We start from the raw sequence: 13204 nt of genomic DNA, 5'->3' as shown, positions 1-13204 counted from the left end.
ATGTTGATGTGAACGACACGCACATCATCACGATCGACAACAGCACCACAGTTGGTGTTGTGATCAACAATGGCGATGGCACGTTCTCCTATGATTGCGGTGATGCGTTCATCCATCTGAGCGTTGGTGAGACAGCGACTGACACGTTCACCTACACGATCGATGATGGCAATGGCGGTGTGATCACCAAGACAGTGACGGTGACGATCAACGGCACCAATAAAGTTGGAGGAGGAAAACTCGTCGCTTCTGATGGATTTGAGGATGACAATTTTGGTTCTGATGCGCAGATGAATGACCATGGTGTTGTTGTTGTCGGATCTCGCTATGATGATGACAAAGGTCAGAACTCTGGCTCAGTCTATATCTACACACCTGATGGTGATGGTTATATTGAGACCAAGTTGGTGGCTTCCGATGGGGCAAATTCTGATTTTTATGGGGTGAGAACAGCCATTAATAATTCTGGTGTGATTGCAGTTGCTGCAATCCGAGATTCCGACAAGGGCGCACAGTCTGGCTCGATCTACGTGTACACACCGACAGAAGGCGGGGGGTATTCGGAAGTCAAGCTGACTGCCTCTGACGGTGCTGCCAGCGACTACCTCGGTAACCATGGCTTTGCCATGAATGAGGCGGGCGTGATTGTCGCTTCTGCTTACGGCACAACTACCGACAAGATCTATATCTTTGCTCCTGATGGTTCTGGTGGTTACACGGAAACGAAGCTGGTTGCCTCTGGTAAAGATGGTTTTGGCGGCACCCTCAGCATCAATGAGGCTGGTGTTGTGTTTGCGGACGGTCCGGGTGCTCTGGCCCGTGTGTTCACTCCAGATGGATCTGGTGGTTATACGGAACTGCAGTTGATTGCCCCTGATTCCACTGCGACCTTCGGCATCAGTGGTGCTGTTAAGGGTGATGGTACCGTTGTTGTTGGAGCCACAGGTGTCCTATACATCCATGAACCTGATGGCAGTGGCAATTATGTGATCTCCAAGCTGATTACCGGACACAGTGGGACAGGCTCAACGCTTGCCATGAATGAGGCTGGTGTCATCGTCACAGGGACGACAGGTGGCAACAATTTAAAAGGGGCTGCCTATGTTTATGTGCCGGATGGATCTGGTGGTTATCAGGAAATCGTTCTGACGGCTCATGATGGGGCAGCCAGTGATTACTTCGGGCAATCCGTCTCGATCAATGAAGATGGTGTCATCACTGTCGGGGCTTATGGGGATGACGACAAGGGTGAGCGGTCAGGTTCGGTTTACGTGTTCACGCCTGATGAAGATGGCAACTATGTCGGGGCTGATGGCACTGTATATGAGCCAACAGGAACGCCGGTAATCTATTCCTATGGTGAACACCATGCTGTTGAGGGAGACGGGTCAGCGTTCAAACTCGTCGCTTCTGATGGATTTGAGGATGACAATTTTGGTTCTGATGCGCAGATGAATGACCATGGTGTTGTTGTTGTCGGATCTCGCTATGATGATGACAAAGGTCAGAACTCTGGCTCAGTCTATATCTACACACCTGATGGTGATGGTTATATTGAGACCAAGTTGGTGGCTTCCGATGGGGCAAATTCTGATTTTTATGGGGTGAGAACAGCCATTAATAATTCTGGTGTGATTGCAGTTGCTGCAATCCGAGATTCCGACAAGGGCGCACAGTCTGGCTCGATCTACGTGTACACACCGACAGAAGGCGGGGGGTATTCGGAAGTCAAGCTGACTGCCTCTGACGGTGCTGCCAGCGACTACCTCGGTAACCATGGCTTTGCCATGAATGAGGCGGGCGTGATTGTCGCTTCTGCTTACGGCACAACTACCGACAAGATCTATATCTTTGCTCCTGATGGTTCTGGTGGTTACACGGAAACGAAGCTGGTTGCCTCTGGTAAAGATGGTTTTGGCGGCACCCTCAGCATCAATGAGGCTGGTGTTGTGTTTGCGGACGGTCCGGGTGCTCTGGCCCGTGTGTTCACTCCAGATGGATCTGGTGGTTATACGGAACTGCAGTTGATTGCCCCTGATTCCACTGCGACCTTCGGCATCAGTGGTGCTGTTAAGGGTGATGGTACCGTTGTTGTTGGAGCCACAGGTGTCCTATACATCCATGAACCTGATGGCAGTGGCAATTATGTGATCTCCAAGCTGATTACCGGACACAGTGGGACAGGCTCAACGCTTGCCATGAATGAGGCTGGTGTCATCGTCACAGGGACGACAGGTGGCAACAATTTAAAAGGGGCTGCCTATGTTTATGTGCCGGATGGATCTGGTGGTTATCAGGAAATCGTTCTGACGGCTCATGATGGGGCAGCCAGTGATTACTTCGGGCAATCCGTCTCGATCAATGAAGATGGTGTCATCACTGTCGGGGCTTATGGGGATGACGACAAGGGTGAGCGGTCAGGTTCGGTTTACGTGTTCACGCCTGATGAAGATGGCAACTATGTCGGGGCTGATGGCACTGTATATGAGCCAACAGGAACGCCGGTAATTGAAACCTTCGAGATGGCCCCAGTTAAGTTGATTGGTAGTGCTGTTGCTGAAATTCTTAAAGGTGGTGTCGGAGCTGATGTAATTGCCGGGAATGGCGGGGATGATCGGATCTCCGGTGGAGCTGGTGATGATATCCTTAATGGTGGTGAAGGCGATGACACATTTGTGTTCATGGCTGTTACTACTGGCCACGATGTCATCCAGGATTTTGCTAGTGGAGCAGAAGGTTCGGATGTTATCGAGTTTACAACATCTGTCTTTGCCGATTTTGAAGCAGTACTTGCAGCCGCTGAGCAGGATGGTGCTAATACGGTGATCACACTCGACGCCGATACTTCGATTACTCTTGAGGGCGTCACCCTATCCAGTCTGAAACAGGATGACTTTACATTCCTTGGATAATTAGATGTGACTTCAAAAGAAAAACCCGGCGACTTATTTCGCCGGGTTTTTTTGCGTCGTAGGGCCAATAAGCCGTGTTGCTTTTCGGGATTTGTTGTTTGAGCGTTCTATTGCGGCGTTTGATCGGGGAGGGGTGCGGTCAGGTGAGACTGTGTTCCATGATCGCAGTTTTCTGGAAGCGATTGCGTATAGTGCAATTATTGGGGCTTCTGTTCCTGAGAGTATGGTGCGTGCTGCGCATCTGAGGTGGTTTGCGTCGCCAGTGTTTGTGTGTGCGCCGTGGAGAGAGATTTTTGAACATGATGCGGAGCGAACGCATGGCTTTGACTTTGCGTGCCAGGATTATGCCGCGAATGTTTCGGTCTATCGTGCTTATGGATATGAGTTGGTTGACGTGCCGCAAGTGTGCGTTGAAGAGCGTGCGCGGTTTGTGATTGAGCACCTGGAAAAACAATCTCTCCTTTAATTTGTAGAATCGCTTATGTCACAAAACGTCGGGTGGGCTGTCTATTAAGGGCAGGGTGGATGGCGCTCTATGAGATTGGGCTTATGCATTTTTCGGGTTGTATCAATCTCAAGCATACACCTTATAGGTTGTTAACAGGTCGTCGTCGTGTTTCTGGTTGTGTTGTAATTCTGCAAGGTTGATTACTCGAAGGTCGTTAAGTGACTGGAACCTCTTAAAATTTCTAATCTGGTTCGCGTTCTATTATCAAGGGTTGTAAGCATGAATTTATACAACCCATAAAATTGTGTTGGTTTTCCGTAAACAAGAATATCCGTAGCTTCATCTCTATCGAAGCGGACGAATTCTCTAGAAATAAAGTTGATATCTGTTCTCCATGCCAGTGCTGGTGTGTGTTTCGTGATGTCTCTTTGTGGTGTTCAGGGATTTAGTCTGTAATACATTGAGGTGTGGCGGATGTATTACAAGAATACACGATTAGAACATCTTGATGGGCGTCAGGATTTGACGCCTGTTTGGGAATACTGGAACGAGTATAGAAAAAAGATATTCGGAAGAGCGTTTCATCTTACGGGTGGTGACATGGATGCGGCTGAAGAGTTGATGTCAGCAACGATCATTAAGGTTGCATCGCACTTTGAACAGCGTCCCTTGAATATGAGGGAGCCAATCGCCTTTTTTATGTATGCGCTTAAAAACGAGTTCATCAGTCAGTACCGGAAGAAGCGTTATGAATATCAGTTTCGTGATGGCGATAAGGATGTTTACGACGAACATCTGGCCAATACAGAGATTGAAAGCGCACCGCAGGAAGTGCTGCTGGCACAGAAGGAAGAGCTGATGTTGATCAGCAAGACGCTGGAGCGGCTTCCTCTTATCTATCAGCAGATTTTTTCCATGAAGTTTGCCGAGGATCGCAGTTACAGCGAGATTTCGGAGGAGCTGAATATTTCTCAGGCTTTGGCCCGCAAGCGGGTGCAGTTTTTGCGCGAGAAGCTGAGAGATGCCCGCTCCAAGAAGCGTAAGCGGCTCAATTGAGCAGATTGAATGTTCACAGGAGGGTTGGGAGTGCGTCTCTCCGAATAGTTAACGAATTTAGACTGCGAGGGCGAAAGCATGGCGGAAGATACTGTAAATGCTCAGGTGACGGATGCCGTTACCCAGACAAATGTGAAGGTGGTGGGTGAAGCGCCCTCTCAGGCAATTGCCAATCTGTATCAGGTGGTAAGCAATGCGACGGGACTGTCGGTTCAAAATGCGACCCATGCGCAGCAATCCATGAACCAGATATCGACGGCTGTGGTGTCCAAGGGCGTTCAGCTGATTATGGAAATAGGCCCGACCTCTGGAGCGGAGTCTAAACCTTCAGGTGGCTAATTTGAGGGAATTTGATGGTGAGGGAGAGAGGTGAGAGTTCAGCTTCTCAAGAGTATGAGAATGCGATTACGCGTCGGCGGCGCCTGATCTCTCTGCTCCACGGACCTTTGAGCGATAATAGTTTGCGTTCCTCAACTCAGTCCGGTGCTGAGGCATCCAGAACACAGGGTGCTCAGCGATCTTCTCCAGCGGTCAAAATGTCCTCACAGGCGGCAACGGAAACCGTCAACACAGCAAGTGAGAGCAACAGTCAATCCGGAGCGCAACAAACCATGGTGATGGATAGTGAAAAGGGATCTGCTGGCGGTGCAGACTTTGAGGATACTACCGGTTCTGACGGGACGGGTGGGCAGTCGCAGGGCACATCCACGGATACCGGGAAGGAGCAGTCCTCCGGGCCATCCTATCCACCATTGCCAACCTCTGCGCCTTCAACCTCTGCTTTAAACGAACAGATTACTCAGGCCGTGCAGTTTACCAACTTTCAAAATTACCAAGGATTGGAGTCGATGATCTCCATTCCTGACGATGTGATGACCAAGCAGTCCAGCGGGCATGCGTCGCAAAATGCAGAAACTTACATGAACGGTGTCATGCAAATCTCTATGGCTGCACAGGCGATTGTGGCCGCGAAGATCGCACAGGATCCGGCGCTGGCAGCGACACCTGCGCTGACGGAGCTGAACGTCATGGTGACCAATGCCATCTCGGCGTTTCAGGATGTGAGTGAGTGATCTGCCGGAAGCGGGTCAGCTGATGGATCTGTTTCAGGAAATTACGCTGTTGTTTCAATAGGACTACATTTTGCTTGCGACTTTTCTTCGGGCTCTGACGCGATAGGCAGATCCCCGGTCAGCTCTAAAGGTGAGATATGGAACGGGACGTTACATACATTCGAGAGGAATTGGAGGAGGTGATCCTCAATCAGTTGCGCCGCTGGGAAGGGGTTATCGAGCAGGAAGAGACGCTTACGCTGTCGCGGTCTGGTGTTGAGACGCTGCCAGGGCTTCTGTGTCATCTGAGTCTGGCGCGGGATGCGCTGGTGAAGGCGGAAGGGATGCTGGTGTGTGAAGATGGCATTACTGCAGCGGATGTGGTTCTCGGGTTTCGCGATGAGCGATTGCAGGAAGAGGCCGACCGGTATGAGGACCGTGAAGACGAGGACCGGTTGATCCAGGATGGGGTGGAAGAGGAGCTTCTTGCGCGGTTTACCTCCACTGGCGACATTGAGTTTGACGCGCGGGGAGAGGACCGCAGTTCCGAGCGAAATTCAGATCACAACTGGTAAGACTGGACTTGAGGAGTGAGGCGATGAGTACAGCCGCGAACGGAACGTCAGGGGCCGCAGATGCTGGTCCTCAAAAGGTCACGGTGACGCCGGGCCCGGAATTCAACTCTGCGCTGGATGATGCTGTCGTGCAGCTGACCAAGGTGAAGCAGAATGTGGATCAGGCGGCCAGTGAATTTGCGCAGCTGAGGCAGGGCATTCCAAACTACAATGAGGTGGTTGCTGAAATCCGTCAGCAGCAGGCGCAGATCAATCGGGCTTGTGATGATGCAACATCCTCTGCGCAGACGATTGTGTCTGAGGTGGAGCAGGCGGCAGCCAAGCTGTGCACCTCCATTGATGAAGAGATTACGACGATTAAGAGCGTGATTGGTACGGGGGATGAGGAGAAGGAGCCGCAATCACCACCAGCACCGCCGCCCGCGCAGCCGCAGCCGCAAATGGTGACTGGGCAAGGTGGGCCGCAAGCTGGTCCCGGCATGGCGCAGTTTCCGGGCTCTGGCCTGCCCGGTCAGGGCGGGGTTCCCAATCAGGAAGCGATGGCGGTACAGGCTGCTGAAGCCATGCGGGATTTTCTGAAGAAGGAAATCAAGTCGGAGCTTTCAAGGCAGATTGCACCGCTCAATGAGAAGCTCTCCGAGCTTTTGATTAGTTATCTGCAACAGAGAACTCGCGATAGATGAGTGATGTGTGAACCAATTCTTACGAAGGGCACTGGCTCTTAGGAAAGAGTTCACAAATAGAGAGGAGCGGCGTCAATAGTCTGTAAATGGCAATAATAACAAGCATATTGGAGAAAAAATGCCAAAGACTATTGAGGAACAATGTGGCGCAACAAAACCCTCCGATGGCGGAACTGTTGATGCTGACGTGATTGCAATTCTTGGGGTGGCTCCTGCGTTCGCGCTGGCGCTGACCTTCCTGACAGCGGCGCAATCGACAGGGGTGCTTTTTGAGAATTCCGTCTCGAATGCACAGCGCCAGAACATCATTGCGCAGACCGCTTTGAATCAGGGAATTTTGCATACTTATTCTGTTGGTTCCATGGCTGCTGCAAACAGCATTTCACATATGGACCCGAAGGAAGCCGAGCAGGTGAACGAGAGTTTGCTCGGAACATTGTGTCGGTACTTTTCGCGTTAAGTCGCGGTGTTTGGTCAGTCTGCAACGGCCATTGAGTTTTCTAAATAATTGAGAGTTTGCCTCTGGTCAGTGCAGTGCTTGCGCTTGATCAGAGGTGAAGTAGGGCTGCGTTTTTACCGAACTGCTCATGAGTTCGATTGATCAGGTGGGAGTGATTTATGGCGGATCTACCGGGGATTGGCCCCGTAATACCAGAGGGTGGCATGGTGACGGATGCTGTCACGCAATCCAATGTAACGGTGCTTGGGCAAGCGCCTGCAATTGCGATGGGAAACCTCTATGCATCCCTTGCACATTCAACGGGCATTTTGTTGCAGAACTCAGTCGCATCCGCGTCTCAATCTACCATTCTTGCACAGGCGACGACCAACATGGGCGTCATGCAAATCTATTCCGCGAATACAACGGCCGGGGCATCGGCCACAGAAAAAGTTGCTCAGGCTGGGACAGCTGACCAACTCAGCACGCTGCTGACTACCTTGCGTAGTTTCAACCCATAACCGGAACTTTCGAGCTTCGCTTTCTGGTGCAAAGGCCAGAGCGATGAGAATGGTTCTGATGCATCCTTTAAGTTGTAGTAGCGCGTACTCCTTTGGAGCCAGTTCAAGGAAATGCAGAACCGGATTTTGACCAGAACTGTATGAAAGAGGACTATTAGAATGCCAACAACTGTTAGCCCTATGATCACTGACGCGGTTACCCAGTCCAACGTAAAGGTCGTGGGTGAAGCCCCTGCGATGGCAATGGGCAGTGTCTTTCAGACAATGGCTCATTCCACCGGAATTCTCTTTGAGAACTATGTCTCTGCCGCTCAGCAGCAGAACATCCTTTCTCAGGCAGCAGCTAACCAGGGAGTCATGCAGATTTACTCCATGGATACGATGGCTGGCGCTGGTGCTACCGAAAAAGTTGCTCAGAGCGGCACACCAGACCAGTTGAACACGCTGCTGACAATCATGCGCGTTTTCAACCCAACCTAACGGGTTTAGGCGTCGCCCTCCGGCGGCGTTGGTTCAACTTGCAGTTACTGGTGTCCGGTTGGTTTTCAGGTGGGCATGCCCCTGGTGGTTCTCTGTGAAATCACCGGACACGACTTCTTTTATTCATGGCAGTTCATATTCTGCTGAGCTGCTTTTGTTTCTGTCTCCCGCGTATCGGTATTCGAAAGGCGGTTTCGTCTCTTCGAAAGATATGCTGCATTTTTAAGGATGACGACTATGCCGGATACGGTAAATCCAATGATTACTGATGCCGTCACACAAACCAATGTGAAGGTTGTTGGTGAAGCACCCGCCATGGCTATGGGTTCGCTTTTCCAGACGATGGCGCACTCAACCGGTATTCTCTTTGAGAATAACGTGGCTGCTTCTCAGCAGCAGAACATTCTGGCTCAGGCTGCAACCAACCAGGGCGTTATGCAGATCTACTCCATGGATACCATGGCAGCTGCTGGTGCTACGGAAAAGGTTGCTCAGTCTGGCACGCCGGATCAGCTTCAGACGCTTCTTACCATTATGGAAACCTTCCGTCCGGGCCGGTAAATGAACCTGTGACGACCTCTCGTGCGAGTTACATTTCAACCTTCCCTGCTTCGGCAGGGGAGGTTTGCAGTTTTGGTATGGTCTCTTTTGCTGACAGACCCGATGGAAATGGGTATAGGTACTGCTACGAATAAGCCCACAAAGGCAAAGAATGACACATACGCTAACCCCCATTTTAGTCTGTGCGCTCTACAAGTTTGTTGAGTTTGCGGACTTTGAAGACATGCGCGAACCTCTGCTTGACTACTGCAAAAGCCGTGGTATTCGCGGCAGTCTTCTTATTGCTCGTGAGGGCATTAACGGCACTATTGCTGGTGAAGAACCGCAGATGCGGGACGTGATTGCCTACTTGCGCAAAGACCCGCGTTTTCATGACATCACCGTCAAGGAAAGCTGGGCGAAGCAAGTTCCATTCAAACGCATGAAGGTGCGTTTGAAACAGGCGATCGTGAATATGGGCGTGAACCATATCGATCCGAATGATCTGGTCGGCACCTATGTGAAGCCAGAGGACTGGAATGCGCTGATCTCTGACCCGGATACGGTCGTGATTGATACGCGCAATGACTATGAGTTTGCTCTGGGCACGTTTGAAGGTGCATTGGACCCTGACACGGAGACCTTTAATGAGTTTCCTGAGTGGGTCAAACGCAATGACAATGCTCTGCGTGCCAAGAAGAAGGTTGCCATGTTCTGCACCGGCGGTATCCGCTGTGAGCGGGCTACCGGCTTGATGCTGGAGCAGGGCTATGATGAGGTTTACCACCTTGAGGGCGGTATTCTGAACTATCTGGAAAACGTACCAGAGGATGAGAGCCTCTGGAAGGGCGAGTGCTTTGTGTTTGATGACCGCGTGTCTGTTGACCACAAGCTTGATGCCGGCTGGGGGAAGAACCTGCCGGAGAAAACCAAGAAGGTACTCGCGCCCTACCAGATTGATGACAAGCCTTCTGAGGCTGGTGAAAGCTGAAGCAGAGTTGATTGAGGGGCGGTTTGACTGCCCCTTATTTTTGCTTGGATCCGGAAAATCTTATCCCCGTTCGCTCAGGCTAGCTTATTGTTGATCTCATGTTCACGTAAACGGGCAGCTGGCGGAGCGACCGTCAGTGCAGCGTGAGCTGGGCGGGGCTACCGGGAGACATAACGCATCCTCCGGCGGGTCCGTTGAAACACCCCTTGAAAGTCTTTAGTGCAGGGACCAAGCGGAAGCTGGTCACCCGATGGGCGTCTACACTGGCAGGCGTTTAGCTATCACTGACACTCACATTTGCCTCTGGCTGATGTGCTTGTTGCTGATGGTGCCTGCTCCCAATGCCTTTCGGTGGAGATCTTGTTTCATACAAAAACGCCCGGGCGAGGCGAGCAGCCAATGCCGAAGAAACTAATTTACTTACAATGCGCAGGCACTGCCTGCTCGCCTTGCTCACTCCCGTATTCCGGGGCCCAAACGACAACACCGCCGGACAGGAGCCAGCGGTGCTAAATCTGTTTGTTTTTCAGGAGGCAGGGCAGAGCTTAGCCAAAGCGGCAGGCTGGCAGGCCTTTGTGCTCCACATCCATTGCGAAGAGACCGCCTGATTTTGGGAACTCCTTGAGAAGCTCGTCATCTCCATGAGGGCGCAGGCTTGCCACGACCAGTGTGCCCAGGTTTGGACCTGCAAAGCACGGAATGGTCGGGCGAGGAACAGGCATGGCGATGGACTGCAGCAGCTGTCCATCCGGATCAAAGCAGTTGACGTTGCCTGCTGAGACGCCTGCGGACCAGTAGTTGCCATCGGTGTCTGTTGTAGCGCCGTCGGGTCTGCCCACTGTGTTGTCCAGCTGCAGGAACTTGCGCTGGTTGGTGACTGCACCGAAGTCGCGGTCGAAATCATAGGCGAAGACTTCACCGGAGCCGGTGTCAGAGTGGTACATGGTCTTGTTGTCCGGAGACCATGCCAAGCCGTTGGAGGTTCTGATTTCTGTGGCGATCTGCGTGACGTTGCCATCTGGCGTGACGCGATAGAGGCTGGCGATAGGGGTTCTTGGACTGATGTCGTCCATGGTGCCCACCCAGAATGCGCCGTCAGGTCCAACCTTGCCGTCGTTCAGACGAGTGCGTGGATTATCCGGCTCAATCTTTGCGATGACCTCGTACATTTTGGTGCCTGTATCGAACAGGATGATTTCGTCTTTCATCGCCACGATGAGGCGACCGTCCTTACAAAGACCGAAGGAGCCAACGACTTTCGGGAAGTCCCATGTGGTGACTTCTTTGCTATCCCAATGCATCGCGTGGATCTGTTTTCCGAGAATGTCACAGAAGAACAGGTGTTTTGTCAGCTCATCCCAGAGGAGACCTTCGGCCAGCTCGTAGCGACCGTCCAGCAAGCAAGTGATAATTGGGGTCAAAGTCGTGCTCCATACTCATGCAGCCCGGGAGAGCTGCAGCAATATACAATTGAGCGTTGTTATAGAGAGGTTTGGCAGAAGCGTCGAGTATGCCTGTGAGAAAACCGCAAGGTTTCCGAGGTGAATTAGCTCTCGGAAATTGGCAGGGCGCTGCCTTGTTTGGTGGAGCGGATCGCGAAGGAGGAACGCATGCGCACAACGCCGGGAAGGCGGGTGAGGTGGTCACGGTGGATGCGCTCAAAATCAACCGGATCATCGGCCATCACACGCAGGATGTAATCCGCATCGCCGCCCATGAGGTGGCACTCCATAATCTCGGTGGAGCGATCAACGGCTTTCTCGAATGTTGAAAGGGCTTCCTCTGACTGAGAACCGAGTGAGATCTCGACAAAGACACTCATACGCTTGCCCAGCTTTTTCGGATTGAGCAGTGCGACGTATTTCTCGATGACGCCTTCACCCTCCAGAGTCCGGACACGACGCAAGCAGGCAGAGGCGGACAGACCCACATGATCTGCAAGATCAGAATTGGAGATACGGCCATTGTCCTGCAGCGCGCGGAGGATCTTTTTATCAAGCTTGTCGAGTTTCATAGCTTTGCCGTTTTCGCAGATTATTGTGTCTGAACGATGTTTATTCGTAGATGTTTGCTAAAATGTACCGTGTCGTGCGCACATTGCAAGCATCTGCAACTGAGATTTCCATAAGCTATGTAGAAACACAAAGCCGAAGCTGATTGGGAGATTGTGATGCTTGTTGGTGTTCCTAAGGAAATAAAAAATCACGAATATCGCGTTGGTCTGACGCCAGACAGCGTGCGTGAAGTTGTTGCTCATGGCCACGACGTGGTTGTTGAAACCAATGCCGGTGTTGGCATTGGCGCGAGCGATGCTGACTATATTGCAGCTGGCGCATCCATCCTGCCGACTGCTGCAGACGTCTTCGCGAAAGCAGAAATGATTGTGAAGGTGAAAGAACCTCAGGCTGTTGAGCGCAAGATGCTCCGCCCTGATCACCTGCTGTTCACCTACCTGCACCTGGCTCCGGATCCAGAGCAGACTGCTGACCTTGTCGCCTCTGGCGCGGTTTGCATCGCTTATGAAACAGTAACGGATGAGAAAGGCCGTCTTCCACTGCTGGCGCCTATGTCTCAGGTTGCTGGTCGTCTTTCCATTCAGGCAGGTGCAACTGCACTGCAGAAAGCCAATGGCGGCGCTGGCGTTCTGCTTGGCGGTGTGCCGGGTGTTGCTCCTGCGAAAACCGTTGTGATTGGCGGCGGTGTTGTTGGCGCCCACGCAATTGAAATGGCAATCGGCCTTGGCTCCGATGTTACCGTTCTGGACAGAAACGTTGATGTTCTCGACGCTCTTTCCGCTCGCTTTGGTTCCCGTTTGAAGACAGTGTTCTCCAACCGTGCCGCGCTTGAGAAAGAAGTTCTGGCTGCTGATCTGGTTGTTGGTGCTGTTCTGGTGGCCGGTGCTGCTGCGCCGAAACTGGTGACCAAAGAGCACATCAAGGCGATGAAGCCGGGTTCTGTTGTGGTTGACGTTGCTATCGACCAAGGTGGCTGTTTTGAAACCTCCCGTGCAACAACTCACCAGGATCCAACCTACATCGTGGATGAAGTGGTTCACTACTGCGTGGCAAACATGCCGGGTGCTGTGGCTCGCACCTCTACCTACGCGCTGAACAATGCGACCTTGCCATACGTTCTGGCGCTGGCTGACAAAGGCTACGCAGCTGCTCTTCGCGACATCCCGGGCTTCCTGCCGGGTCTGAACGTTTATAAGGGTCAGGTGACTGTTGCTGAAGTTGCTGAAAACCTGGGCTACACTTACGTAGCTCCGGAAGCTGCTCTGGTTCAGGAAACCGAAGCAGCCTGAAAGTCTAAGCGGACTTAGAGCACGTCGCGTTCATTAGCATTCACGCACCGTGCTCTAACATCTTTGGCGGAGCGAATTCTTGTCGTTTGATTGAATCCAATCAAACGGAACGCGCTCTAGAGATTAGAAGCGGGGGCCACTGGCTCCCGTTTTGCGTTGGTAAAGGTTCTGTTTACCCTGTCACCGGTTTGCTGCGGCGTTAA

At 52.0% G+C, this 13204-nt stretch carries 15 protein-coding genes; 13 read left to right on the top strand and 2 right to left on the bottom strand.

Annotation, left to right across the window (positions count from 1 at the left end):
• The 12 genes from PsAD5_RS16290 to trhO all read left to right on the top strand — a co-directional run.
• On the top strand, positions 1 to 2912 hold a 2912-nt coding region (locus tag PsAD5_RS16290), incomplete at its 5' end, for a VCBS domain-containing protein (protein WP_063292815.1).
• A gap of 67 nt (positions 2913 to 2979) precedes the next feature.
• Positions 2980 to 3378 (top strand): AAA family ATPase, encoded by a 399-nt coding sequence (locus tag PsAD5_RS16285; protein WP_084405987.1) that lies wholly within the window; start codon positions 2980 to 2982, stop codon positions 3376 to 3378.
• Positions 3379 to 3834: 456 nt separating this feature from the next.
• On the top strand, positions 3835 to 4416 hold the full coding sequence (locus PsAD5_RS16280) for an RNA polymerase sigma factor (protein ID WP_063292814.1): 582 nt from the start codon (positions 3835 to 3837) through the stop codon (positions 4414 to 4416).
• A gap of 78 nt (positions 4417 to 4494) precedes the next feature.
• On the top strand, positions 4495 to 4755 hold the full coding sequence (locus PsAD5_RS16275; RefSeq protein ID WP_054663306.1) for a RebB family R body protein: 261 nt from the start codon (positions 4495 to 4497) through the stop codon (positions 4753 to 4755).
• 14 nt (positions 4756 to 4769) lie between these two features.
• A complete protein-coding gene (locus tag PsAD5_RS16270; protein WP_057460904.1) occupies positions 4770 to 5489 on the top strand; it encodes a hypothetical protein in 720 nt (239 codons plus the stop codon).
• A gap of 137 nt (positions 5490 to 5626) precedes the next feature.
• Positions 5627 to 6043 (top strand): hypothetical protein, encoded by a 417-nt coding sequence (locus PsAD5_RS16265; RefSeq protein WP_057460905.1) that lies wholly within the window; start codon positions 5627 to 5629, stop codon positions 6041 to 6043.
• Positions 6044 to 6066: 23 nt separating this feature from the next.
• Positions 6067 to 6726 carry a hypothetical protein gene (locus tag PsAD5_RS16260; protein ID WP_063292813.1) on the top strand — a complete coding sequence of 220 codons (660 nt, stop codon included), beginning with the start codon at positions 6067 to 6069 and terminating at the stop codon, positions 6724 to 6726.
• Positions 6727 to 6844: 118 nt separating this feature from the next.
• Positions 6845 to 7186, top strand: coding sequence for a RebB family R body protein (locus PsAD5_RS16255; protein ID WP_063292812.1), 342 nt, complete (start codon positions 6845 to 6847; stop codon positions 7184 to 7186).
• Between the two features lie 203 nt (positions 7187 to 7389).
• Complete coding sequence (locus tag PsAD5_RS16250; protein ID WP_057460918.1) at positions 7390 to 7686, top strand: RebB family R body protein; 297 nt, start codon at positions 7390 to 7392, stop codon at positions 7684 to 7686.
• Between the two features lie 159 nt (positions 7687 to 7845).
• Positions 7846 to 8166 carry a RebB family R body protein gene (locus PsAD5_RS16245; protein ID WP_057460907.1) on the top strand — a complete coding sequence of 107 codons (321 nt, stop codon included), beginning with the start codon at positions 7846 to 7848 and terminating at the stop codon, positions 8164 to 8166.
• A gap of 237 nt (positions 8167 to 8403) precedes the next feature.
• Positions 8404 to 8727, top strand: a complete 324-nt coding sequence (locus tag PsAD5_RS16240; RefSeq protein ID WP_057460908.1) for a RebB family R body protein — start codon at positions 8404 to 8406, stop codon at positions 8725 to 8727.
• A 151-nt stretch (positions 8728 to 8878) separates the two neighbouring features.
• Positions 8879 to 9697 (top strand): oxygen-dependent tRNA uridine(34) hydroxylase TrhO, encoded by an 819-nt coding sequence (gene trhO / locus PsAD5_RS16235; RefSeq protein ID WP_063292811.1) that lies wholly within the window; start codon positions 8879 to 8881, stop codon positions 9695 to 9697.
• A gap of 545 nt (positions 9698 to 10242) precedes the next feature.
• Here the strand turns inward: trhO and PsAD5_RS16230 are convergent.
• Both PsAD5_RS16230 and PsAD5_RS16225 read right to left on the bottom strand, forming a co-directional pair.
• Positions 10243 to 11118, bottom strand: coding sequence for an SMP-30/gluconolactonase/LRE family protein (locus PsAD5_RS16230; RefSeq protein WP_063292810.1), 876 nt, complete (start codon positions 11116 to 11118; stop codon positions 10243 to 10245).
• A gap of 125 nt (positions 11119 to 11243) precedes the next feature.
• Complete coding sequence (locus tag PsAD5_RS16225) at positions 11244 to 11711, bottom strand: Lrp/AsnC family transcriptional regulator (RefSeq protein WP_057460911.1); 468 nt, start codon at positions 11709 to 11711, stop codon at positions 11244 to 11246.
• Positions 11712 to 11867: 156 nt separating this feature from the next.
• Between PsAD5_RS16225 and ald the strand changes: the two genes are divergently transcribed.
• Complete coding sequence (gene ald / locus PsAD5_RS16220; RefSeq protein WP_057460912.1) at positions 11868 to 13001, top strand: alanine dehydrogenase; 1134 nt, start codon at positions 11868 to 11870, stop codon at positions 12999 to 13001.
• Positions 13002 to 13204: the final 203 nt, after the last annotated feature.

The organism is Pseudovibrio sp. Ad5, assembly GCF_001623095.1.
In the GTDB taxonomy this organism is placed as follows: Bacteria; Pseudomonadota; Alphaproteobacteria; order Rhizobiales; family Stappiaceae; genus Pseudovibrio.
Note: the sequence above shows the minus strand (reverse complement) of the source record. Positions and strands in the feature narration are given on the sequence as shown.